Raw genomic sequence first — 20,753 nt, 5'->3', positions numbered from 1 at the left:
GTGGACGGGCTCGCGGATGCCGCGGCAGTTGTCCACAGATCGCCGAGCGGGCCCTTGACAGCCGGGTCGGCGCGATAAATTTGGGCTGCCTCCTCATGGTGGTCAGCCCCCTGGGTGGGCGGGGCCCGACGATCGCGCCGTCGACCGTGATCGCGTGGTGGAACATCGTCCCGCGCTCCCAGCCCTCCGCCGCCATGGCGAGGAAGCTCGCGGCAGCCGACGCGTCGTAGTCGACGTGCGACCACGGCATCCACGGCCGCAGATGCGTGAGCGACTCCCGAATGATCTGCAGCAACTCCGCGGCGTCGGCCTCACACAGCTTCCGGAGCTCCATACTTCACTTTGTAGCGCAGGTGCGTGACCGAGGCGCTCTCGATCACCGAGATCGGGCCCTCCAGCTCATAACCCTTGCCGGGCGCGAAGAACGGCGTTCCTCCACCGAGGATCACCGGCACCAGGTCGAGGAAGATCTCGTCCACCAGCCCGGCGTCGATGGCCTGCCGGGTGACCTCGCCCGAGTTCAGGCCCACCACCTTGTCGCCCGCCTTCGACCGGGCGATCTCGATCGCCTTCTCGATGCCGTCGCTGCAGAACGTGAAGTGCTCGGTGTCCTCCAACGGCCGATGGGTGAGCACGACGGTGTGCACGCCCATCGGGTGCTGTCCGCCCCAGGCGTTGGTGAGGTCGTAGAGCTTGCGTCCGACGACCAGCGCGCCGGTCGCCTGGATCAAGCCGCCGAAATAGGCGGCGCTGGCGGGCGTGAGGTGGACGGTCATCGAACCCGTCGGCACGGTGAACGCCACATCGCCCGCCTCGTACCAGCGGAACAGCTTGTCGAACCCGGAGTTGTCCGGGCCCGAGACATAACCGTCGATCGAGGTGCTCGCGCCCGTGTAGACCTTGCCCATTGCTGCCTCCCGTGTGTGTTCGTCACCCGTAGGTCGAACCAGGCGACACGGATTTCGACAGGGTCAGCCAGGCCGCATACTCAGCCGATCGGGTCCGGCAGCAGCGTCACCTCGTAGCCGCAGTCGATGACATCACCGGTGGCGGGGTCGCGCAGCTCGACGCGCCACTTCGACGCGAACTGCTCCACGCCGTGGTGCATCGGGATCGTGCCGGACAACAGCACGGTGCCGGGTTTGAGCAGGCCCAGCTCGCGCAGCCGGTCCACCCAGTACTGCGGGGTCAGCAGTTCGGCGAGCGTGCCTCGCTGAATCTCCACGCCATCCGCCCACGCGGTCAGCTCGATCGAGTCGACGCGGTCCGCGACGTCGGACAGCCGCCATGCCTTGCGGCCGAGCACGTCCGGGCTCGCGTTCTTGCTCCACGCGACGCCGTGCACCTCCAGCGCACGGTCCGTGTGGTCGCACGCGACCGTCAGCAGCACGTCGTCTTCGGTGACAACCAACGCCCACTCGGCCTCGCCGGACGTCTTCTGGTGCTGGGCCGGGACCGTCGTCGTCTGCTGCGCGAGGTACGGCGAGACGGGGTAGAGGCTCGGCGTCACGGACGGCGCCGGCACCCCCAGTTCGGCTAGTTCGCGCACGTGGGCGGCCACGTCGTCCTGGCTGCGACCTGCGTACCCGCCGTTCAGCAAGGTCGTCACGGCGACCTCTTCGACGGTGCCGTCAGGGAGGTCGAAGGCCAGTGTGCAAGCGGTAGACATGCGGTACTCCTTGCGCATACGAGTTGTATACAGGCAGTATTACCGCATGCCGCCAGACACAGCAACGACAGTCACTCCACACGACGTACCCCGATCAGCGCTCGTCCGAGCCTTCGTGGCCTCGCTCTCCGGTACCGCACTGGAGTGGTACGACTTCGCGATCTACAACGTCGCCGCCGCCGTCGTGCTCGGCCCGTTGTTCTTCCCGAGCTCCGAACCGCTCACCGCGACGCTGCTCGCGTTCTCGACGTACGCGGTCGGCTACCTGTCGCGGCCGCTCGGCGGGTTCTTCTTCGGCCGGCTCGGCGACAAGATCGGCCGCAAACGCGTGCTCGTCACGACGCTGCTGATCACCGGCATCGCGACGTTGCTCATCGGTCTGTTGCCGACGCACGCCGCGATCGGTTCCGGAGCCGGTGTGCTGCTCGTGCTGCTGCGATTCGCGCAAGGCGTCGGGCTCGGCGGGGAGTGGGGCGGCGCCGTGCTGTTGTCCAGCGAGTACGGCAACCCGAAGCAGCGCGGTTTCTGGGCGTCGGCCGCTCAGATCGGCCCGCCCGCCGGCAACCTGATGGCGAACGGCGTGCTCGCGCTGCTCGGTGTGGCGCTGTCGGACGCGGCCTTCATGTCGTGGGGCTGGCGGGTGGCGTTCCTGTTGTCCGCGGTGCTGGTGATCTTCGGCCTGTGGATCCGGGTGAAGCTGGAGGAGACCCCGGTCTTCAAGGCGATCGAGGAACGCGGCGACCGCCCGTCCGCGCCGGTCAGCGAGGTGTTCCGCACGCAGGGCCGGCCGCTGCTCGCCGCCGTGCTGTGCCGCGTCGGGCCGGACGTCCTGTACGCGCTGCACACCGTCTTCGTGCTGACCTACCTGACGACCCAGCTGAAGCTGCCGCGCAACTACGGCCTCATCGCCGTGCTGATCGCCTCGGGCTTCCAGCTGTTCCTGATGCCGCTCGCGGGCTGGCTGTCCGACCGGGTCAACCGGCGCGGTCTCTACGCGGTGGCCGCGGTGTGCGGCGCGGTGTGGCCGTTCGTGCTGTTCCCGCTGATCGACACGAGGTCCTGGCCCCTGATGGTGCTCGGAGTCGTGGTGGGACTTGGCTTTCACGCGTTCATGTACGGACCGCAGGCGGCGTTCATCGCCGAGCAGTTCACCGAACGCCTCCGCTACACCGGCAGCTCGCTCGCCTACACGCTGGCCGGCGTGATCGGCGGCGCGATCGCTCCGTTGCTGTTCACCGCGCTGCTGGCGAGTTTCCACACGTGGGTGGTCGTCGGCGTCTACGTCAGCGTGGCGTGCGTGGTGACGCTCGTTGGTCTTCGTCTCGGCCGCGACCCGCAGTCCGAAGACGAGATTCAGGCGCCGAGCAGCACTTTCAGCGTGGTGTCCAAGTGAGCGGTGATCGCCGCGGTGGCCGCGCCGACGTCTCCGGACTCGAGCGCGGCCACGATCGCGTTGTGCTCGTCGATCACGGCCTGCTGCCGGTTCTGCGCCCGGTACAACGCGACCACTCCCGCGCGCACCTGCCGTGCGCGCAACCCCTCGTAGGTCTTCGTCAACAGCTCGTTGCCCGTCGCCGCCACCAACAGCGCGTGGAACTGCCTGTCGACGTCGATGAACTGCCGCGCGTCCTCGACCAGCCACCGCTGCTGCTCGATGAGCTCGACCATCTTCCGCAACGGCACAGTGCCCTCGGCGATCGTGCGCTCGGCCGCATACCGCTCGACAACCCCGCGCAGCTCCATCAGCTCCGTGATCTGCCGCGACGACAACGGCGCGACGTACGCACCCTTCTTCGGCACGAGCTGCACGAGGTCTTCGGCGGCGAGCAGCAGCAGCGCCTCACGAATCGGCGTGCGGGACACGCCGATCTGGTTGGCGACGTCCTGCTCGCTGATGAACCGCCCCTGCATCTCGGGGTCGGCGAGGATCGTGTCCTTGAGGAACTCGTAAGCCTTTTCCCTGCCGGACAAGCTGTCTGCAGCCTGCATACAACATGTATACCAGAGGAGGATCATGCGTATCGCGCTCAACCAGATCAGCTCCAGCGCTGATCCGGCCGAAAACCTGGCCACCATCCGCACCCACGTAGCCGCCGCGGCCGCGGAGGGCGCCCGCATTGTGCACTTCCCGGAAGCCGCACAGTGCCGTTTCGGCGTCCCTCTCACCCCGATCGCCGAACCGCTGGACGGCCCCTGGGCCACCGCCGTCCAAGAAATCGCCGACGAACACAACGTCGTCGTAGTGGCCGGCATGTTCACGCCGGGCATCGACGGCCGCGTTTCCAACACCACTCTCGTGACCGGCAACGGCCTGCACCTCGGCTACGACAAGATCCACTTGTTCGACGCCTTCGGCTTCCGCGAGTCCGACAACGTCACCCCGGGCGACAAGCCCGTGACCTTCTCCGTCGACGGCACCACCTTCGGCCTGGCGACCTGCTACGACGTCCGCTTCCCCGAACTCTTCCGCGCCCTCGCCGAGACCGCCCCGGTGATCCTGCTCGGCGCCTCCTGGGGCGCGGGTCCCGGCAAAGCCGCCCAGTGGGACCTGCTGATCCGAGCCCGAGCCCTCGACGCCACCTCCTGGGTGCTCGCCTGCGGCCAGGCCGATCCGAGTGCCGACCACGGTTCCGCCCCGACGGGAATCGGCCGCAGCGCCGTGATCGACCCGCTCGGCACGGTCCGCGCGCAGCTCGGCGGCGCACCGGGCACAATCCTGTCCGATGTGGACATTCCGCTGGTCGACGAGGCCCGCGCGATGCTCCCGGTGCTGGCCAACCGGAGGCTCTAGATGCGCGAGGAACACGAGTTCTTCCCGGTCGGCGCACTGGACTGGCACCAGGCCGACCCCGGCGTGACCGAACGAATCCTCAGCCGTGACCCGGAATCCGCGACCCTGACGAGAATCGCGCGCTGGCAACCGGGCCTGGAGACCTCAGGAGTGATCCGCCACGACTACCACGAGGAGGTCTACCTCCTGGAGGGCGAGCTGACCGACCTGACCCTCGGCAAAACCTTCGGCCCCGGCCACTTCGCGAGCCGCCGCCCCGGCATGCCCCACGGTCCATACCGGACGGACACGGGCTGCGTCATGCTGGAAATCCGCACGGATCACCGCTGACTCGTCCCGATGTCGAACACCGCGGGCGATTTGCGCAACGCGTTGCGGTACACGTGCCACGCGATCACCAGGTCCTGCATCGGCATTCCGGCCGGGCTGTACACGGTGACCTGGTCCGCGCGCGTCCGGCCGGGATGCTCGCCCCGCAGCACCGCACCGATCGTCGTGTCCGCCTCCACGTGCGCGAGCCCGGGATCGTCCACCACGACCAGCGCCTCCGCCAGCAACCCGGAAGCCAGCTCGGCCCTGCCGGGCTCGTCCGCGCCGAGGCTCGTGATGTGAGTGCCGGCCGGGACGTGGTGCAGCACCGGCTCGCGCGACCACGTGGCCATCAGGACGATCTCGCCGTCAGGCGCGTCCGTCGTGCGGATCCCCAGTCCGGACGCCCAGGCGGCGAAACTCGAAGCGGCGGCGGGGTTCGTGTCCCGCACCTGGACCGAGTCGATCGGCCGCAACGCCGCCAGGGCTGCCAGCTGTGCCCGGCCCTGGGCACCGGCCCCGATCACGGTGACCGCGCGGGCTTGCGGACGTGCCAGCAGGTGCGCGCCCAGCGCCCCGCCCAGCCCGGTCCGCAGGGCGGTGAGCGGGGCACTGTCGATCAGGGCCAGCAGGTCGCCGGTCGCCAGGTCGTGCAGGCAGATGACGCCGGTGATGGCGGGGGAGCGGCGAGGGTTCTTCGCGTGCACCTTCACCGTGTAGGCCGGGATGCCCGCCGCCAGGCCCGGCACCAGGACCATGGCCGTGACGTCCTCGGTCACCTGCGCGCGCACCCGCTGGCCGGGCTCCGCAGGCCCGGCCCGGAGCGCGGTCGTCAGCTCGTCGGCCAGGCGGGGCAGGTCGATCTCGGCGTCCCCGGCACCCACGACGATCGTCACGAGTCCGAGCCTAGGGCTCGACGCGCCAGAGCGGAGCTGATCAACTGGATGACATGAGGGGTTTGATCATCGACTTCGGCGGCGTGCTCAGCACCCCGTTCGAGGACTCCGCGAAGGCGTTCTGCAAGCGGGAGGGCATCGAGCCGAACGCGTTGACGAACGCGCTCAAAGCGAACGCGGAGCTCGTCGCGGATCTCGAACGCGGCAGCACGACCCAGGAGCATTTCAGCGAGGTCATCGGGTTGCGGCTGAGGCTCTTCCCGGACGACCTGGTCGAGCGGATCACCCGCCAGATGCAGCTGAGGCAGGAGGTCGTGACAGCGGTCCGCAACACGAGGGCCAAGGTCGCCGTGCTCACGAACTCGCTGGGCTCGACACCGTTCGATCTCTACGAGCGCTTCGACCTCGACGTCGACGCCCTCATCGCGTCGGACCGGTACCAGATGCGCAAGCCGGACCCGAAGCTCTACGAGATCGCCGCAGACAGCATCGGCACCGCCCCGGAGGACTGCGTGTACGTCGACGACTCGCCGAAGTTCCTGGAACCGGCCAGCGCCCTGGGCATGACCACCGTGCTCGCGACGAGCCCGGAAGTCACGATCAAGGCGCTGGCCGAACTGTTCTAGACCCAGCGGACGTGGGTGCCGTCGCGCACCGTGCCCACGTACTCCTCGACCAGGTCCTCCAACGCCACCACACCGAGCACCGAGCCGTCAGCCGAGACCGCCCGCGCGAGATGCGACTGCGCGCGACGCAGAGCGGTCAGCGCCTCGTCCAGACGAGCGTCCACCGGCACCTCGGGCAGACCGCGCACCCGGCCACGCGGCACCAGAGTCGCGGCACCCTCCAGGTCCAGCACGTCCTTGACGTGCAGATACCCGATCAGCCCGGCATCCGACAGCACCGGGAACCGCGAGAACCCGGTAGCGGCCACCGCGGCCTCGATCTCGCCGACGGTGGGAGAAGCCGAGACGGTGGTCAGCCGGTCCAACGGCACTAAAACGTCCGCCACGGTGCGCTCGGCCGACGACAACGTCTGCGCCAGACGACGGTGCTCCGAGTCCTCCAGCAACCCCTCGGAGCGGGACTGGCCGATCAGCAACGCCAGTTCGTCAGGCGTGTAGGCCGACTCCAGCTCCTCGACGGGCTCCACGCCGAAGCGGCGCAGCACCCACCGGCCCACCGCGGTGAACAGCGCGAGAGCGGGCGCGATCATCCGCGAGAAGCCGTAGTGCACCGGCACCAGCCACACGGCGGCCCGCTCCGGACCGGCGATCGCGAGGTTCTTCGGCACCATCTCGCCGAGGATCGTGTGCAACGCGACGACGATGACCAACGCCACCGCGAACGCCACACCGTGCACCACGGCCAGAGGCAGCCCAACCGCGCCGAGGGGCCCCTCCAACACCGACGCCAAAGCAGGCTCGGCGATCGCACCCAGGCCCAGCGAACAAAGCGTGATGCCCAGCTGGGCGCCCGCGATCAGCAACGGCAGCTGCTGCGACGCCTTGATCGCGGTGCGGGCGCGCGCGGAACCCTTGTCGGCCAAGGCTTCCAAGCGGTCACGGCGCGCGGTGATCACGGCGAACTCGGCACCGACGAAGAAGGCGTTGCCCGCCAGCAACAAGACCACGACCAGGAAGTTCACGACGACACCACCCGCAGCTCGGCCACGCGGTGGCGGTCCATCCTCATCACGGTCACCCTCCAGCCGCCGACGCGGATCTCGTCGCCGACGTCCGGAATCCGTCCCAGCCGGGACAGGACCAGCCCGGCCAGCGTCTCGTAGTCGCCCTCGGGCATGTGGAACCCGGTCGCCTCGGCCACCTCGTCGTCCCGCAACAGCCCGGACACGAGCCAGCTGTCCTTGCCGAGTGAACGCACCGGCGGCGCCTCGCCCCGGTCGTGCTCGTCGCGCACGTCGCCGACGATCTCCTCGACGACGTCCTCCAGCGTCACCAGGCCGGCCGTGCCGCCGTACTCGTCCACGACCAGCGCGGTCTGCAGACCGGAAGCCCGCAGCCGGTCCAGCAGCGCGTCGCCCTCCAGCGTCTCCGGCACCGAATAGACAGGCCGTGTCAGAGCCGAGAGAGGAGTCGTCCCGCGCAGAGCGGCGGGCACGGCGAACGCCTGCTTCACGTGCACAATCCCGCGCACGTCGTCCAGCGACCCGTCATGCACCGGAAAGCGCGAAAAACCGGTCTCGCGCGCCTTGGAAACCAAATCCAGCACGGTGGCATCCGCCCGCAGCGCCTCGACGTGCACCCGCGGCGTCATCAGCTCGCCGGCCGTCCGATCGCCGAACCGCAACGACCGGCCCAGCAACACCGCCGTGCTCTGATCGAGAGTCCCGTGCTCGGCCGACGTCCGCACCAGCGCACCCAGCTCCTCAGGCGACCTGGCGGAGGCCAGCTCCTCGACCGGCTCCACGCCCAAGCGCCGGACCAGCCAGTTCGCCGAGTTGTTCATCCAGTTGATCAACCAGCGGAACACCGTCGAGAACGCCGCCTGAATGCCGACGACCAGTCGCGCGGTCTCCAGCGGCCTCGCGATCGCGAGGTTCTTCGGCACCAGCTCGCCGAAGATCATCGACAACGCCGTGGCGATCGCGAGCGCCAAGGCCAGCGACAACCCGCCGGCCACCGCGTGCGGCACGCCCACCGTCGTGAGCCCAGGCTCGATCAGCGAGGCGATCGCGGGCTCCGCGATGTAACCGGTGATCAGCGTGGTCAGGGTGATCGCGAGCTGCGCGCCCGAGAGCTGGAACGACAACGTGCGGTGGGCGCGGTCGATCGTCCGCGCCTTCGTGTCACCGACCTCGGCGACGTGCCGCTCGACCGTGCTGCGTTCCAGCGCGGTCAGCGAGAACTCCGCCGCCACCGCGATGAAGGTGCCGGCGGTCAGCGCCACGACGGCGAGCAGACCGAGCACGCTCAGAAGGATTCCGGTCACCTATGCGCTCCAGAGCAGCAAGGGACCGGGTTGGTATGCCAGCCAGGGCCAGACCCCATGGGGACGGCTCAACTCCTCGTGACTAAGTACGTGTACAGCCAGGTGCAGTCTAATTGTCGGCCAGAATCAATTGTGCGCAGTCGAGGCCCTGAGCACCACCTCGCCCGCCACGCGGACAGTGCGTGCCTCGTCACCACCCGCGTCCAGCACGAGACCGGCCGCGAGCTCGCCCATCTCCTCCAACGGCAGCCGGACGGTCGACAAGGCGGGCACGGTGTCGCGCAAGGTGGGGATGTCGTCGAACCCCGCGATCGACATGTCCTCAGGCACCCGCACGCCACGTTCCCGCAGCGCAGCCATGGCGCCCATCGCCATCACGTCGGTCACGGCGAACACACACGTGGTGCGCGACTTCGACCCCAGCAGCTCCAAAGCCGCCTCGTAGCCGCCGTCACGGGTGAACGCGCCGTTGATCACCACGGGCGGTGCGACACCGGCGTCGGCGAGCCCGGCCTTGAACCCCGCGAGCCGGTCACGAGCCACCACGAGCTCGGAAGGACCACCCAATACGGCGAACTTCTTGTGCCCGAGCTCGGCCAGCGCGCGAGCCAGCGCGCGGCCTCCCGCACGGTTCCCGGGAACGACGGTGTCGGTGCCGAGCTTCGCCTGCGACACGCACGCGACCCGCCCGCCCTGTTCGGTGAACGCGTCGATCTCGGCGGCCAGCCGGGCCTGCGACGCACGGTCCGTCGTCCGCGAACCGGCCAGCACCACCGCACGTGCCCGATGCGCACGCAAAGTGGAAAGCAGCTCCACCTCGCGCTCGGGACGGCGACCGGTCGTGCCGAGCACGACGACGAGCCCCGCCTCCTCGGCCACCCGCGTCACGCCCGCCGCGATGCAGGAGAAGTACGGGTCGGTGATGTCGTGCACCACCAGGCCGACGAGCGAGCTGGAGTTGCGGGCCAGGGCCTGCGCGGACGCGTTCGGCACGTAACCGAGCTGCTCCGCGGTGCGCAGGACGCGGTCGCTCAGCTCTTCACTGACCTGCCGAGTGCTGCCGTTGAGCACGCGCGACGCGGTCGCCAGCGACACACCCGCCTGCTTGGCCACCTCGGCGAGCGTCACCTGTCGTGCGGACACGACCACCTCCGTCAACGTGCATGTGAGCGCTGAGACTAACTCGCGCGGAGGTTGACGGCCGTCAAGCGCCGCCATTAGCGTGGCGGGAAAGCGCTTTCCAGCGCTGCTACCAGGGAGGTGCGATGGCGGTTCGGACCATTGGAGTGGCGGTCAACGGCGTCACGGGGCGGATGGGATATCGCCAGCACCTGGTCCGGTCCCTCCTCCCGCTGCGCGACGAGGGCGTCCGGTTGCCGGACGGGACCGTGATCAAGGTCGAACCGGTCCTCGTGGGCCGCAACGCCGACAAGCTCAAGGAGATCGCGGAACGGCACGACCTCGCGCGCTGGACGACGGACCTCGACGCGGCACTGGCTGACCCGTCAGTCGAGATCTACTTCGACTCGCAGGTCACGTCCAGGCATGTTGAGTCGATCACCAAGGCCATCGAGGCCGGCAAGCACATCTACACCGAGAAGCCGGTCAGCGAGACCGTCGAGGAAGCGCTCCAACTGGCCGCGCTCGCCGACGCGAAGGGCGTGAAGCACGGCGTCGTCGCGGACAAGCTCTACCTGCCCGGCATCCGCAAGCTCAAGCGGCTGATCGACGGCGGCTTCTTCGGCCGGATCCTGAGCGTGCGCGGGGAGTTCGGCTACTGGGTCTTCGAGGGCGACTGGCAGCCCGCGCAGCGCCCGAGCTGGAACTACCGGGCGGAGGACGGCGGCGGCATCGTCAGCGACATGTTCTGCCACTGGAGCTACCTGCTGCACAACCTCTTCGGGCGCGTCGAAGCGGTGACCGCGAAGGCCGTCACGCACATTCCGACGCGCTGGGACGAGCAGAACAACGAGTACGCGGCCACGGCGGACGACGCCGCGTACGGGATCTTCGAGATTGAAAACGGTGTCATCGCCCAGATCAACTCGTCCTGGTGCGTGCGGGTGCGCCGCGACGAGCTCGTCGAGTTCCAAGTGGACGGCACCGAGGGGAGTGCGGTCGCGGGGCTGCGCGAATGTTTCGTGCAGCCCCGCGCCGTCACGCCGAAGCCGGTCTGGAACCCGGATCTGCCGGTCACGCACCCGTTCCGCGACCAGTGGCAACAGGTGCCGGACAACGAGGACTTCGACAACGGCTTCAAGGTGCAGTGGGCGGAGTTCCTGCGGCACGTCTACCAGGGCACGCCGTTCCCGCACGACTTCCGCGCGGGCGCACGGGGTGTAGCGCTGGCCGCCGCCGGTCTGCGGTCCTCTTCGGAGGGTCGCCGGGTGGAGATCGCGGATGTCTAGCCAAGATCAACGTGATCGCATCGTGTTCGCCGCGGCACACGTTGTGGCGAAAGACGAGCGCACGGTCGACTGGGACGCGACACTCGCGTTCCGGCACCACCTCTGGTCGCACGGCTTGGGTGTCGCGGAGGCGATGGACACCGCCCAGCGCGGCATGGGCCTCGACTGGCCGACCGCCGCCGAGCTGATCCGCCGCAGCGCCGCCGAGAAGACCGGGCGGATCTGCGCGGGCGTCGCCACTGATCACCTCACCGGCGAGGTCGGCCTCGACGACGTGCTCAAGGCTTACCTGGAACAGCTCGACGTCGTGCAGGAAGCGGGCGCGCAGCCGGTGCTGATGTGCTCGCGGCAGCTCGCGGCGTGTGCGAAGAGCCCTGAGGACTACGAGAAGGTCTACGGGACGTTGCTGGACAACGTCAGCGAACCGGTGGTCCTGCACTGGCTCGGCACCGCGTTCGACCCGGCGCTGGCGGGGTACTGGGGTGCGGCCGAAGTCGATCAGGCCACGGACAACTTCCTGGCGATCATCGCGGCACGACCGGACAAGGTCGACGGCGTGAAGGTCTCGCTGCTCGACGCCGACCACGAGATCGGGTTGCGCCGCCGGCTTCCGGCCGGGGTCCGCTGCTACACCGGCGACGACTTCAACTACCCGGAGCTGATCGCGGGCGACGCGGAGGGCTACAGCGACGCGCTGCTCGGCATCTTCGACCCGATCGCGCCCGTGGCCGCGAAAGCGCTGCGGAAACTCGCCGAGGGCGACGCCGGCGAGTTCCACCGGATCATGGCTCCAACGGTTCCGTTGTCCCGCCACCTGTTCAGCACGCCGACCTACTACTACAAGACCGGCGTGGTGTTCCTGGCGTGGCTGGCCGGGCACCAGGAACAGTTCCTGCTGCTCGACGGCCTGGAAACCGCCCGCAGCGTCGAGCACCTGGCCGAGGCGAAACGACTCGCGGAGATCGCCGGCGTGATCGAGCCGGAGTTCGCGGAACGGCGGTGGCGGCAGTGGCTCGCCTCTCGCTGAACCAGGCGACGATCAAGCGCGCTACGGTCGCCGAAGCCGTCGAGGGCTGTGCGCGCCACGGCATCTCCTCGATCGGGCTGTGGCGCGAACCGGTCGCGGACCAGGGTCTCGCGCGCTCCGCCAAGATCGTCCAGGACGCCGGACTCCGCGTGTCCTCCTTGTGTCGCGGCGGGTTCCTGACCGCGGTCGACAACCGCGCGGCACTCGACGACAACCGGCGCGCGATCGAGGAAGCCGCGACGCTCGGCACCGACACGCTGGTCATGGTCGTCGGCGGTGTGGCGGGCGACAAGGACCTCGTCGGCGCACGTCAGCGTGTCGCGGACGCCATCGCGGAGCTGTCCGTCGAGGCCAAAGCCGCAGGCGTGATCCTGGCGTTGGAACCGATGCACCCGGTGTTCTGCGCGGACCGCGGCGTGCTGTCGACGTTGGCGCAGGCGTTGGACATCGCGGAGAAGCACGAGTCGGTCGGCGTCGTCGTGGACGCGCTCCACGTGTGGTGGGACCCGGACCTCGACGCGCAGATCGCGCGGGCCGGTCGGCTGATCGCCTCGTACCAGGTGTGCGACTGGCTCACGCCGGTGCCGGCGGACGTGTTGCTGGGCCGCGGTTATCCCGGTGACGGCGACATCGATCTAGACCGGCTGACCAGGCGCGTCGCCGCGACGGGCTATTCCGGGGACGTCGAGGTGGAGATCTTCAACGCCGACATCTGGGCGGCGGACTTCGACGAGGTGATCGGGGAGGTTTCGCGGCGGTACCACTCCATTGTGGAACCGGCGCTCTGACCGACGCGGGGAAGCCGGTCGTCGACGGCGGCGACGACCGACCCCGGCGTTGGTATGTATATATCCGAAAACCAGAGGTCTTTGGTCCAGTTTTAAGATAAATCTCAGGAATCACCCGCCGTTGAAGAACCTGTAAACCTTTGCACGGTGTTTCGGCTTCGTGGTCGTGATCTTGATGACGGCGTCGAACATGGACCGGCCGAGCTCGGCGCGAGCTGCGACAGCGGGGTGCGTGGTGCTGAAGTCCTGGTCGTTCTGCGCCTTGTCACCGGCGAACTCGCCGGACGCGAACATCGAGTAGATCAAGATTGCCCGATTGTCCTCGCTGAACATGATTCCGGCTTCGTTTCGGCCGTCCTCGAACCAGCCCGCCTTCGTCGCGACGCGCAGCCGCTCGTTGGTCGTGAGGTTCAGCCGCACGCCGTCGGTGAAGCTCGCCGTCGCCCGCAGGATGTTCAGCAGGTACGCCGTCGACGCGGCGGACAGCAGCTGCCCGTCGACCAGCTTCGACAGCAACGTGTGCATCTCGCGCGCCGTCGTGGTGCCGAGGTAGAACCGGTTCGGGTTCGCGACCGGCACGACCTGCGTGTGCACGAAACCCTTGTCCCGCAGGATCTGGTTGAGTTCGAGCGCCGGCACGACCAGGCCGCACAGGCGGACCGCCGTGTTGTCGGAGACCGTCAGCAGGTTCGCGAGAGCGTGACCAACCGTCACCTTGCTCGGGTACGCGCCGTCGAGCGCGAAGATGCCGTCGGTGTCCTGGATGACGATGGCCTCGGTGACCTCGACCTGGTCCGTGAGCTTGATCAGCCCGCGGTCGACCTTGTCCATCACCGCCACCGCGACCGCGATCTTGTTCACGCTGTAGGCCTCGACGACCTTGTCCGCGGCCTCGTCGACGGCGGACTTCGTGTTGCCGTCGAGGTCGGCCACCGTGATGAAGGACGACCAGGTGCCGCGGGCTTTTCTGACCTGCCTGCGGTAGACCTGCGCCACGCGCTTGCGTGACCGCTCCGCGGTGGTCGGGAACCGTTCGATCTCGACCTCCGCGTCTTCCTGCGCCTGTGCTGCTGCACCGTTGGAGCCGAGCACGGCCGTCGCGGCCGCGACGGTTCCCAGCCCGAACACGGACCTGCGGTTCAAAGTCATGCGCAACATCAAAACAGGCGCCCCTGACACTTCCCTGACTAGGGTTCCACCACATGGAAAACGTCTTCATCGTGACCGGCGCATCTCGCGGCATCGGGGCGGCTACGGCTGCCTTGGCCGCCTCTGCCGGCTATCGCGTGGTCAGGGCGTCACGCTCCGTCGAAGATTCTGTCGGCGACCGAGGCTGGGACGCGAAATGTGACGTTTCCTCATGGGATTCCGTGCAGGAACTCATGTCGCGAGTGGAGTCGCGCTGGGGCCGGATCGACGTCGTCTTCGCGAACGCGGGTGTCTCCGTGGACACTTCGTTCATATCGGACGCGGGCGCCAAACCGGCCGAGTGGACGGACATGGTCGTCACGAACGTCTGCGGCCCCGCCTTCACCGCACGCGCGGCCATGCCTGCTCTGATGCGTTCGGGCGGGCACCTGGTGCTGACCGGCTCGGCTGCGGGGCGTGGCGTGCGACCGGGAAACCTGTACTCGGCCACGAAATGGGCGATCACCGGGCTGGCGCAGGCGATCCGGGCGGAGGCGGTGGGCACCGGCGTGCGCGTGACCGTCGTCCAACCCGGACTCGTCGACACCGACGCGATTCCGGCGTCCAGGGCGAACGATCCGAAGCTGCAGCCAGAAGACGTTGGCAGGGCGGTGCTTTACGCCGTGTCGCAGCCGTCCACCGTGGACGTGAATGAGATCCTGATCCGGCCTACCGGGCAGGCTGCCCATCGCTGAGGGGGTTTCGCGTGGTCGTGCTGTTCGCGGTCGGTGGTGGCGGCGATCCGGAGCGTCACCAGCCGTTGCTGGATGCCTTGGCGGACCAGGGTTCGCAGGTCGTCGCGCCCCGGTTCGACCGGCTGATGCCGAACGCCGCCACCGAGGAACTGCTGGCGCGGCCGCACGGGTTGGTCGAAGCGCTGGACGGCACTGATGGCGAGGTTGTCGTGATCGGCCACTCGATCGGCGCGTGGGCGGCGTTGTGCCTCGCGGGCGCGGTGCCGTGGGGGCGTGACCGGCAGCCGATCGAAGTGCCTCGCTCGGACCGGGTTTCCCGGCTCGTGCTGCTCGCGCCCGCTGCCGGGTGGTTCGCGGTGCCCGGTGCGCTGGACGCGGTCGACGTGCCGATGCTCGTCTTCGCGGGCACGGCCGACACCGTCACGCCGGTGTGGCAGGCGGAGTTGCTGCGGGGTGCCGCGGGCCCGGTGGACCTGCGAGTCGTACCGGGCGCCGGGCACTTCAGCTTCCTGCACGCGCTTCCGCCTGGTGTGGCGGAGGATCCGGGGTTCGACCGCGCGAAGTTCCTCGCGGAGATGGTCGACGAGACGGTGGAGTTCGTCAGCCGCTGACCGCGGGCTTGATGGATGGCGCTGTTGAAGACGGTGTCACGAAGGGTGCGCCGCCCCTGGGCCTACTCCCGCGTCCGGTAGGAACTCCCCAACACCTCGGAGAACCGCTCCAGCAGCGCCTTCAGCTGCGCTCGCTCCTCGTCGGTGTAGGCGTCGGCCAGCATCTGCTCGACTGCGACGGCCTTCGCGTCCGCCTCGCGGAACTTCGTCTTCCCGGCCTCGGTCAGGCGGTTGTCCAGGACGTTGCGCTGCCACTGGTGCGGGATGCGTTCGACGAGCCCCAGCGCGACCAGGTTCTGCAGGATCGTCGTCATCGTCTGCGGCGTGACCAGGCACAACCGGGCGAGCTCCGCCGCGGGTGCGCCGGGGTGCTCGCTCAACGCCAGCAGCGCCGAGTACTGCGGCACGGTCAGGCCCGCCGGCTTCACCGCGGCCGCTTTGGCGGCCATCAGGTCCTGCTCGGCGCGCTTGATGTAGCCGCCGATCCGATCGCCGCTGCGCATCCGTTCATCGTAAGAGTGTGGTAAGAGTATGGATAGTTATCAGAACTCTGATAGCTGTCAGTGCTCTTACTGGAGGGGAATCATGCGCATCGCGCTTGCTGTCATGGCGGCGTTGTTGCTGTTCACGGGCACGGCTTCGGCCACGCCCCGGCACATCGCGGGGTTATCGCCGGCGCTGCACCCGGAAGGCGTGCAGTGGGATCCGGCCCGCGGGCAGTTCCTGGTCAGCTCCGTGCGCCACGGCACGGTGTCGCTGGTCAGCCCGTCGGGCCAGGTCCGGCCGCTGGTCACCGGCACGCGGATGGTGTCCACGTTCGGCATCCAGGTGGACCGCGGCCGCGTGCTCGTCGCGTACGGGGACATCGGCCTGGGCGAACGCTCGGTACCGGGCCAGTCCGGGCTGGGGATCTTCGACCTGCGCACCGGGCGTGCTCTCAAGTTCGTCGACGTCCCCGGCGGCGCCAACGACGTGGCGGTCGACCCGTTCGGCAACGCCTACGTCACCGGCCCGGCGGGTGACACGATCTGGCAGGTCTCGTCGTCAGGCGAGGTCACGGCGTTCGCGTCGGACCCGAGGCTCGCGGCGGCCATCGGCAACAACGGAGTCGTCTGGGACCCCAGGGGATTCCTCGTCACCGGCAACTACACGACCGGCGCGCTGCTCAAGGTCACGCGCGGCCACGTCGAGGACCTGCCCGCACCGAAGCTCGTCGGCGCGGACGGTCTGACGCTCACCCGCGACGGCCTCGTGGTCGTCACGAACACCCTGGGCGCACCGGGCAAGAACGCCGTCACGCTGCTCGACACCCGCACGTGGCAGGTGAAGTCCCAGCGCGACTGGCCGACCGCGCCGACCACCGCGGCCCGCACGCCGCACGGCACCTACGTGGTGAGCGGCAACCTGGACGTGCTGCTCGGGGGCGGCACGTCCGACGAGTTCAGCCTCGACCGCTAGCGAGATGGAGCCGGCGGCGCTCACGGTCGATCTCGATGACGACGACCGTGAGCTCGTCGCCGACCTGGGGCGCCGAGGTGAGGTCCTGCTCGTGGACCAACCCCTCGACACCGTCGGCAACGCGGACGAACACGCCGAACGGGATCACCTTGGTGACCGTTCCGCGCAGCTGGTGTCCCACCGCGACCTCGTCCGCGAAGGCCAGGAGGGGGTCCGGCCGCATCGCTCGCAACGACAGCCGGGCCTCCATGTTCCAGGTGTCGTACTGGAGGAACTCGCAGGTGATGTGCTGCCCGACCCGCACGAAGTCGGTCACCGCGTCGATGTGTTCCCAGGCCAGCTCGGGGATCGTGATGAACCCGACGCCGGGAAGGTTCGGATGCTCAGGCCCGTCGTCGAGCTTCACGAACACGCCGAACCGCTCGATCGCCGACACCGTGCCGGACATCGGCTGTCCCTGCGCCAGCGAGCACAGGAACGCGACGAGCTCGGGGAACTCCCGCGGGTTCACGCGGCGGCCAGGAACTCGACGAGCAGCCGGTTGATCTCGTCCGGCCGCTCCAGGTAGCCGATGTGCCCGCAGCCGGCGACCTCGGCGTAGCGGGCACCGGGGATCGCGTCCGCCACCTCGCGTGACAGGCGGGGTGGCAGGACGTGGTCGTCGGCGAACCCGATGACCAGCGAGCGCACGGTGATCGCGCGGTAGGCCTCCAGCCGCGGCTCGAAGTCGCTCAACGCGAGCTGCGCGCGTTCGCCGGGGCCGAGTGACGAGCCGCCGAACTCGTAGAGCTGCAACCAGTCGCGGGCGGCCGCGGGGTCGGCCAGGGTGGCGGGGGAGAGGTTCCGGGTCACGGAGGCCGCCGCGTAGAACGACGGCGTTACCTCGACTCCCTTGTCGTACATCTCCATCAGGCTGCGCGACCACGCCTGCTGCACCGGTTCGGGGCGCGAGGTGGTCGCCATCATCACCGCGCTCCGCACCAGCGACGGGTGCGCCAGCGCGAGCTCCTGCGTGACTCGGGCGCCCAGCGACGTACCGATCACGTGAGCCGGACCCCCCAGATGAGAGATCAGCGCGGCCGTGTCGGCCACCATGTCGTCGATCGTGAAGCCGGCCGCGCACTCCGATGAAGGCCTGATGCCCCGGTTGTCGAAGTACGCGACCCGGTAACCGGCCTTCACCAGCGCGGGCACCTGGTGGCTGCGCCACACGCGGCCGGGACTGCCGGTGCCCATGACCAGCACGGCCAGCTCGCCGGCCCCCTCGGTCTGGACGTTCAGCTCGATGCCGTTCAAGGGGACGATGGCCATGCTCAAGATCCTAGAAGCGGCACCCTAGAACCGGCACAGAGTTTTGATCTCCGCCGCGTGAGACGGGTAACGCGCGCACAGGTCGTCCGCGTGCCCGAACGACACGATGTCGTCGGTGTACGGCGGCACCACCACCGTGCCGACCAACGACCAGTCGTCAACAGGCGAGCTGCCCTGCCACACACCCGCGGGCACGACGACCTGAGGGTTGGACGCGCTCAAGACCGGCTGCTGCACGCTTCCGTCCGGGAAGAGCAGCAGCATCCGCAGCGGCGACCCGGCGTGGAAGTTGTAGATCTCCAGGTGCTTCAGGACGTGCATGCCGGAGAAGTCGGGCGACCGCAACAGATACGCGATCGCGGACACCTCGTCGGAACGGTGCGTCTGCGCGAAGTACCCGCCCTCCACGGGAAGTTCCCGCATGCCGAGCGACTCGATCAACTGCTCAGGGGTCACGTCATCTCCGGAAGCGGTGAACCGTGCACGACGACCATGCCCTTGCCGAGCCGCTTCGCCGTGTACATCGCGGCGTCCGCGGCACCGAGCACGTCGTCGGCCGTAACAGCGGGATCGTACGAAAACCGTTGCGCCACACCGATGCTGGCGTGCACGTGGTGGATCCGGCCGTGCACCTCGTGCGGATGGCTGAGAGAAGCCAGCAACCGCGCGCCGATCTCGTCGGCATCACCGCCGTCGACCAGCACGCCGAACTCGTCGCCGCCCAGCCGCGCCACGGTGTCCTCGGGCCGCACGCTGTGCATCAGCCGCGCCGCGACGTTGCGCAGCACGAAGTCACCCTCGGCGTGGCCGTGGTTGTCGTTGACCGCCTTGAACCCGTCGACGTCGATGAACAGCAGGATCAACGGCCGCGACCGGTCCTGGACCGCCAACGCCCGGTCCAGCCGGTCGCGGAACAAGGAGCGGTTGGCCACGCTCGTCAACGGGTCGTGCGTCGCCTCGTGCCGTAGCTGTTCGCGAGAGATGCGGAGCTGGTCCATCAGCCGGATGTTGTCCATCATCGTGAGCAGCTGGCGCACGATCACGAAGCACACCACGGCGAGCCCGACGTAGATCTCCACTGGGTTGAGCCGCCCGCCCGTCGCCGTGTTCCACAGCACGAACAGGCCGGTGATCGCGAGCGGCAGGTACGGCACGAGCAGGTGCAGCAGATCGGCCATGCGCATGCGGCCGAACGTGGGTTCCAAATTGCGGACCGGCGCCAGCGCGCTCAGGAAGAAGAACGCCGGGCACAGCATGAACCCGATGTCCGCGGTCGCCGGGATCGCCGTGATCCCCTTCGAGATGTAGAACGCGAACACCCAGCCCGACGACGACTGCGCGATGCCCGCCAACGCGACGAACAGCATCGGCCACTGACGCACGGACTGATGCGTCCACGACATCACGACGATGGCCACGAGCAGCACGAGGTACGCGGCGGGATGCGCGACCACGGTGGCGAAACCAGGACCCTCGGTCGCCCACGCGCGGGTCAGCGACTCCAGCGCCGACACCCACGTCAGCACGAACAGCGACCCGATCACGATCAGCCCGTCCAGCACCACGACCGTGCGGCTGCGGGAGTTCGGCAGCAGGTCGTCGGCGCGGCGTTGCTGCGCCTTCACGACCACCGCGGCGAGGCACAGGACCGGCACCATCGTGAACCCGAGCGGCGCGATCGTCGTCGTCGGCAGTTGCACGCCGAGGATCTGCTGGCCCCAGATCCACGCCGACAGCCCGACGGTCAGGCTCGTCATCGCCGCCGTCATCCACCCGTTGCGTTGGCGCGCATAGGCAAGAAGCGCTGCCACGGCGAAGAGGAGCTGCACGACCTTGTCGATCGCGATGCCGACCTCACGCGGCACGGTGAGGGCGGTGAGAATGGTGACCGCCATGAAGGTGCCGACGCACCCCACAACGAACCAGAACCGCTTCACCGCATCTCCTGTGATCGAAACCCGACCACCGTAGTAATGGCGACCTGGACTTGTCGAACCGTGTCGGTGCTCAGCACCCTTCCGTGCACCGGATATGGTTCGAACTGTTGTTCGTTCCGGTCGTGGGGAGCTGTCGTGCGCGTGTTCGGGGTCGACCCCGGTCTGACCAGGTGCGGCTTCGGCGTGGTCGACGGCGGACCGGGCCGGACCGTGCGCGCGGTCGCCGTCGACGTCCTGCGCACGCCCGTCGACGCTGATCTGTCCGTGCGTCTCCACGAGCTGTACATCGGCGTGTGTGAGTGGCTGGACCGTTATGAACCTCAGGTAGTCGCCATCGAACGCGTCTTCGCCCAGCACAACGTCCGCACCGCGATGGGGGTCGCGCAGGCGTCGGGCGTGGTGGCGCTGGCCGCGGCGCAGCGGGGGCTGCCGGTCGAGTTCCACACGCCGTCCGAGGTGAAGGCCGCCGTCACGGGGTCGGGTCGCGCGGACAAGGCGCAGGTCACGCTGATGGTGACGAAGCTGCTCGGGCTGAAGGTGGCGCCGAAGCCGGCCGACGCCGCGGACGCGCTGGCGCTCGCGATCTGCCACCACTGGCGCGCGCCGATGCGCAACCGCATGCAGGAAGCGCAGGCCAAGGCGGCTGAGCTGGCCCGCGTGCACAAAGCCCGGCTCGCCGAAGCCGCCAAGCGCACCAGCTAACGTCCAGCAAG

The 20,753-nt window shown here is 68.7% G+C and carries 24 protein-coding genes and 1 pseudogene; 11 read left to right on the top strand and 14 right to left on the bottom strand.

The genetic code is table 11. The features are described from left to right. The 3 genes and pseudogenes from ABZX92_RS23980 to ABZX92_RS23970 all read right to left on the bottom strand — a co-directional run. Nucleotides 1-334 (bottom strand): annotated as a pseudogene (locus tag ABZX92_RS23980) (hypothetical protein); the annotation flags it as partial. Continuing rightward, nucleotides 312-908 carry a dihydrofolate reductase family protein gene (locus ABZX92_RS23975; RefSeq protein ID WP_355563322.1) on the bottom strand — a complete coding sequence of 199 codons (597 nt, stop codon included), beginning with the start codon at nucleotides 906-908 and terminating at the stop codon, nucleotides 312-314. The gene ABZX92_RS23975 and the pseudogene ABZX92_RS23980, both read right to left, overlap by 23 nt. Nucleotides 909-988: 80 nt before the next feature. Beyond that, nucleotides 989-1,669: a DUF2848 domain-containing protein gene (locus tag ABZX92_RS23970; RefSeq protein ID WP_355563320.1), complete on the bottom strand. Its 681-nt coding sequence runs from the start codon at nucleotides 1,667-1,669 to the stop codon at nucleotides 989-991. Between the two features lie 46 nt (nucleotides 1,670-1,715). Between ABZX92_RS23970 and ABZX92_RS23965 the strand changes: the two genes are divergently transcribed. Next, nucleotides 1,716-3,062, top strand: coding sequence for an MFS transporter (locus ABZX92_RS23965; protein WP_355563317.1), 1,347 nt, complete (start codon nucleotides 1,716-1,718; stop codon nucleotides 3,060-3,062). Here ABZX92_RS23965 and ABZX92_RS23960 read toward each other — a convergent pair. Beyond that, the gene (locus ABZX92_RS23960) at nucleotides 3,023-3,658 is read right to left on the bottom strand and encodes a GntR family transcriptional regulator (RefSeq protein ID WP_355563315.1); all 636 of its coding nucleotides are present in this window, start codon (nucleotides 3,656-3,658) and stop codon (nucleotides 3,023-3,025) included. The two genes, ABZX92_RS23965 and ABZX92_RS23960, sit on opposite strands and share 40 nt — an antisense overlap. Nucleotides 3,659-3,683: 25 nt before the next feature. Here ABZX92_RS23960 and ABZX92_RS23955 point away from each other — a divergent pair, with 25 nt between their 5' ends. Both ABZX92_RS23955 and ABZX92_RS23950 read left to right on the top strand, forming a co-directional pair. Next, nucleotides 3,684-4,460, top strand: coding sequence for a carbon-nitrogen hydrolase family protein (locus ABZX92_RS23955; RefSeq protein ID WP_355563312.1), 777 nt, complete (start codon nucleotides 3,684-3,686; stop codon nucleotides 4,458-4,460). Then, complete coding sequence (locus ABZX92_RS23950; protein ID WP_355563309.1) at nucleotides 4,461-4,790, top strand: cupin domain-containing protein; 330 nt, start codon at nucleotides 4,461-4,463, stop codon at nucleotides 4,788-4,790. It begins immediately after the preceding gene. Here the strand turns inward: ABZX92_RS23950 and ABZX92_RS23945 are convergent. Beyond that, nucleotides 4,781-5,665, bottom strand: a complete 885-nt coding sequence (locus tag ABZX92_RS23945) for a hypothetical protein (protein WP_355563307.1) — start codon at nucleotides 5,663-5,665, stop codon at nucleotides 4,781-4,783. The two genes, ABZX92_RS23950 and ABZX92_RS23945, sit on opposite strands and share 10 nt — an antisense overlap. 53 nt (nucleotides 5,666-5,718) lie before the next feature. Between ABZX92_RS23945 and ABZX92_RS23940 the strand changes: the two genes are divergently transcribed. After that, entirely contained in the window at nucleotides 5,719-6,291 is a 573-nt protein-coding gene (locus ABZX92_RS23940) for an HAD-IA family hydrolase (protein ID WP_355563304.1), read from the top strand. Here the strand turns inward: ABZX92_RS23940 and ABZX92_RS23935 are convergent. The 3 genes from ABZX92_RS23935 to ABZX92_RS23925 all read right to left on the bottom strand — a co-directional run bounded on the left by ABZX92_RS23935 (nucleotide 6,288) and on the right by ABZX92_RS23925 (nucleotide 9,760). Continuing rightward, entirely contained in the window at nucleotides 6,288-7,313 is a 1,026-nt protein-coding gene (locus ABZX92_RS23935; RefSeq protein ID WP_355563302.1) for a hemolysin family protein, read from the bottom strand. The genes ABZX92_RS23940 and ABZX92_RS23935 overlap by 4 nt on opposite strands. Next, entirely contained in the window at nucleotides 7,310-8,617 is a 1,308-nt protein-coding gene (locus ABZX92_RS23930) for a hemolysin family protein (protein WP_355563299.1), read from the bottom strand. Before ABZX92_RS23930 ends, ABZX92_RS23935 begins: the two co-directional genes overlap by 4 nt. Before the next feature lie 126 nt (nucleotides 8,618-8,743). Further along, nucleotides 8,744-9,760, bottom strand: coding sequence for a LacI family DNA-binding transcriptional regulator (locus tag ABZX92_RS23925; RefSeq protein ID WP_355563296.1), 1,017 nt, complete (start codon nucleotides 9,758-9,760; stop codon nucleotides 8,744-8,746). Between the two features lie 122 nt (nucleotides 9,761-9,882). Here ABZX92_RS23925 and ABZX92_RS23920 point away from each other — a divergent pair, with 122 nt between their 5' ends. The 3 genes from ABZX92_RS23920 to ABZX92_RS23910 are packed head-to-tail and all read left to right on the top strand — an operon-like array spanning nucleotide 9,883 to nucleotide 12,840. Continuing rightward, nucleotides 9,883-11,025, top strand: coding sequence for a Gfo/Idh/MocA family oxidoreductase (locus ABZX92_RS23920; RefSeq protein ID WP_355563293.1), 1,143 nt, complete (start codon nucleotides 9,883-9,885; stop codon nucleotides 11,023-11,025). Beyond that, nucleotides 11,018-12,052: a dihydrodipicolinate synthase family protein gene (locus ABZX92_RS23915; RefSeq protein ID WP_355563291.1), complete on the top strand. Its 1,035-nt coding sequence runs from the start codon at nucleotides 11,018-11,020 to the stop codon at nucleotides 12,050-12,052. The genes ABZX92_RS23920 and ABZX92_RS23915 overlap by 8 nt, the downstream gene beginning before the upstream one ends. Then, complete coding sequence (locus ABZX92_RS23910; protein WP_355563288.1) at nucleotides 12,034-12,840, top strand: sugar phosphate isomerase/epimerase family protein; 807 nt, start codon at nucleotides 12,034-12,036, stop codon at nucleotides 12,838-12,840. Before ABZX92_RS23915 ends, ABZX92_RS23910 begins: the two co-directional genes overlap by 19 nt. Nucleotides 12,841-12,951: 111 nt before the next feature. On the opposite strand, the gene ABZX92_RS23905 is transcribed toward ABZX92_RS23910, so the two are convergent. Beyond that, nucleotides 12,952-13,989 carry a serine hydrolase gene (locus ABZX92_RS23905; RefSeq protein ID WP_355563285.1) on the bottom strand — a complete coding sequence of 346 codons (1,038 nt, stop codon included), beginning with the start codon at nucleotides 13,987-13,989 and terminating at the stop codon, nucleotides 12,952-12,954. A 53-nt stretch (nucleotides 13,990-14,042) separates the two neighbouring features. Here ABZX92_RS23905 and ABZX92_RS23900 point away from each other — a divergent pair, with 53 nt between their 5' ends. Beyond that, nucleotides 14,043-14,723: an SDR family NAD(P)-dependent oxidoreductase gene (locus ABZX92_RS23900; protein ID WP_355563282.1), complete on the top strand. Its 681-nt coding sequence runs from the start codon at nucleotides 14,043-14,045 to the stop codon at nucleotides 14,721-14,723. Nucleotides 14,724-14,734: 11 nt separating this feature from the next. After that, nucleotides 14,735-15,334 (top strand): hypothetical protein, encoded by a 600-nt coding sequence (locus ABZX92_RS23895; protein ID WP_355563279.1) that lies wholly within the window; start codon nucleotides 14,735-14,737, stop codon nucleotides 15,332-15,334. A gap of 62 nt (nucleotides 15,335-15,396) precedes the next feature. Here the strand turns inward: ABZX92_RS23895 and ABZX92_RS23890 are convergent, their stop codons facing one another. Beyond that, nucleotides 15,397-15,837 (bottom strand): MarR family transcriptional regulator, encoded by a 441-nt coding sequence (locus tag ABZX92_RS23890; RefSeq protein ID WP_355563276.1) that lies wholly within the window; start codon nucleotides 15,835-15,837, stop codon nucleotides 15,397-15,399. Between the two features lie 82 nt (nucleotides 15,838-15,919). Here ABZX92_RS23890 and ABZX92_RS23885 point away from each other — a divergent pair, with 82 nt between their 5' ends. After that, nucleotides 15,920-16,792 carry a hypothetical protein gene (locus tag ABZX92_RS23885; protein WP_355563273.1) on the top strand — a complete coding sequence of 291 codons (873 nt, stop codon included), beginning with the start codon at nucleotides 15,920-15,922 and terminating at the stop codon, nucleotides 16,790-16,792. Here ABZX92_RS23885 and ABZX92_RS23880 read toward each other — a convergent pair. Genes ABZX92_RS23880 through ABZX92_RS23865 form a run of 4 tightly spaced genes read right to left on the bottom strand, consistent with a single transcriptional unit; the run spans nucleotide 16,776 to nucleotide 20,040 of the window. After that, a complete protein-coding gene (locus tag ABZX92_RS23880) occupies nucleotides 16,776-17,303 on the bottom strand; it encodes a S1 RNA-binding domain-containing protein (protein WP_355563270.1) in 528 nt (175 codons plus the stop codon). The two genes, ABZX92_RS23885 and ABZX92_RS23880, sit on opposite strands and share 17 nt — an antisense overlap. After that, nucleotides 17,300-18,103 carry an alpha/beta fold hydrolase gene (locus tag ABZX92_RS23875; protein WP_355563268.1) on the bottom strand — a complete coding sequence of 268 codons (804 nt, stop codon included), beginning with the start codon at nucleotides 18,101-18,103 and terminating at the stop codon, nucleotides 17,300-17,302. Before ABZX92_RS23875 ends, ABZX92_RS23880 begins: the two co-directional genes overlap by 4 nt. Nucleotides 18,104-18,127: 24 nt before the next feature. Beyond that, nucleotides 18,128-18,559, bottom strand: coding sequence for a cupin domain-containing protein (locus ABZX92_RS23870; RefSeq protein WP_355563266.1), 432 nt, complete (start codon nucleotides 18,557-18,559; stop codon nucleotides 18,128-18,130). Continuing rightward, nucleotides 18,556-20,040 (bottom strand): GGDEF domain-containing protein, encoded by a 1,485-nt coding sequence (locus ABZX92_RS23865; protein ID WP_355563263.1) that lies wholly within the window; start codon nucleotides 20,038-20,040, stop codon nucleotides 18,556-18,558. The genes ABZX92_RS23870 and ABZX92_RS23865 overlap by 4 nt, the downstream gene beginning before the upstream one ends. A 135-nt stretch (nucleotides 20,041-20,175) precedes the next feature. On the opposite strand from ABZX92_RS23865, the gene ruvC reads away from it, so the two are divergent. After that, nucleotides 20,176-20,742, top strand: coding sequence for a crossover junction endodeoxyribonuclease RuvC (ruvC, locus tag ABZX92_RS23860; RefSeq protein WP_355563260.1), 567 nt, complete (start codon nucleotides 20,176-20,178; stop codon nucleotides 20,740-20,742). The last annotated feature ends 11 nt before the right edge of the window (nucleotides 20,743-20,753 follow it).

The sequence above is a fragment of the Lentzea sp. NPDC006480 genome (genome assembly GCF_040611995.1).
Classification (GTDB): Bacteria; Actinomycetota; Actinomycetes; order Mycobacteriales; family Pseudonocardiaceae; genus Lentzea.
Note: the sequence above shows the minus strand (reverse complement) of the source record. Positions and strands in the feature narration are given on the sequence as shown.